Source organism: Acidovorax sp. IB03 (assembly GCF_016406015.1).
Classification (GTDB): domain Bacteria; phylum Pseudomonadota; class Gammaproteobacteria; order Burkholderiales; family Burkholderiaceae_C; genus Acidovorax; species Acidovorax temperans.
In genome coordinates this window covers 1-1397 of record NZ_JAEFCH010000085.1, presented here as the reverse complement: position 1 = coordinate 1397, position 1397 = coordinate 1, and the positions used below count along the sequence as shown (strand labels likewise).

At 59.6% G+C, this 1397-nt stretch carries 1 protein-coding gene; it reads right to left on the bottom strand.

Annotated elements, in window-relative coordinates; translation table 11 throughout:
• Positions 1-276: 276 nt before the first annotated feature.
• Positions 277-1230, bottom strand: coding sequence for an AEC family transporter (locus IHV84_RS20150; RefSeq protein ID WP_198848161.1), 954 nt, complete (start codon positions 1228-1230; stop codon positions 277-279).
• Positions 1231-1397: the final 167 nt, after the last annotated feature.

Here is a 1397-nt window from a genome sequence, read left to right as displayed (position 1 = left end):
TGGGTTTCCATCCAGCTATTCTCACGTCACTGGAGCTAAATAGATACCCCTTGCAAATAAACAGATATTAGTTTTTATGAAACCCGGCAGGCATTACGTCGGGAAACTTTAGCGGGACAGTAAGCCCAACAGAACTTGCCTACTGCATGCTTTGTTCGGCCTCATCCGTCAATTTCGGATCCATAGCAGCTTCAGAGTGCTGCTATCCAAGTTTCGCTCATGACAAGCGCTCAAGTCGTGCTACCCCAATGCACACCGTACACAGTGCCCCACTCCTCACACCACAAACCGCGTAGTCAACAAAATCACCACTGGCATCGTCACCAGCGCCAGCATGGTGGACACCGCCACGCTGGCGGTCACCTCGTCCTGGGCCACCTCGTAGCGCTGCGCGAACAGGAACACGTTGGCCCCCACGGGCAGCGATGCCGCCACGATCATCACGGCCAGGGGCAGTCCTGACAGGCCCAGGGCCCAGGCCATGGCGGCGAGCAGCAGCGGGTGAACGATGCACTTGGCCAAGGCGATGCGCAGTGCGCCCTTGAAATGGTGACCCACGCGGGTGAACACCAGCGTGACCCCGACCAGCAGCAGTGCCAATGGCCCCAGGGCCTGGCCCAGCAGTTGCAGGGGTTTGTCGACCACCGGGGGCAGTACCAGCCCGGTCTGCGCAAACAGCAGGCCCGCCAGGATGGGTAGGGGCACCGGGTGCAGCACACCGTTGCGCACAGCGCCCAGCACAGTGCGCCACATGGGGGGCTGCGCCGCGTTGGACTGACCTGCGTGTTCACGCGCGGCGGCCAGTTCGAACACCACGGTGGCGGCAGTCAGCAAGATGAGCGAGTGCACCGAAATCAGGGTGAACAGGGTGACCAGGCCCGCATCGCCAAACACCAGGCCCACCAGGGGCACACCAATCATGAGCGTGTTGCTGAACGTATTGGCCAAGGCCCGCGCTGCGGCCAGACGGTTGAAGCCTTGCCAGGCCAGGGTGGAGAAATACAGCAGACCGAACGCGGCGAAGTAGATGCCCACCGGGCCGAAGTTCAGGTCTTCGATGTGCACGGTGCTCATGGTGCGAAACAGCAGCGCGGGCGACAGCACCATGAAGACGAGGTTGGACAGGTCTTTCACCGCGCTGGCGCGGATCCATTCCTGGCGGCCCGCCACAAAGCCGATGGCAATGAAAAGCACCACGGGAACCAGGGAAGCAATGACAGGAGAATTCAAGACAGCACGCCAGAAGGAAAAAAGAACAAGGACGGGAACAACAGAGTCAGCGCAGCAACGCTATTAATTTAATAGCTGCTTCCGCTTTATAAATAAGCGCTAGGGACCCTCTGTGAGGTTGCCCCCGAAAAGTGGAGTTCTTAGCTCATGACCACAATGCTGGAAAG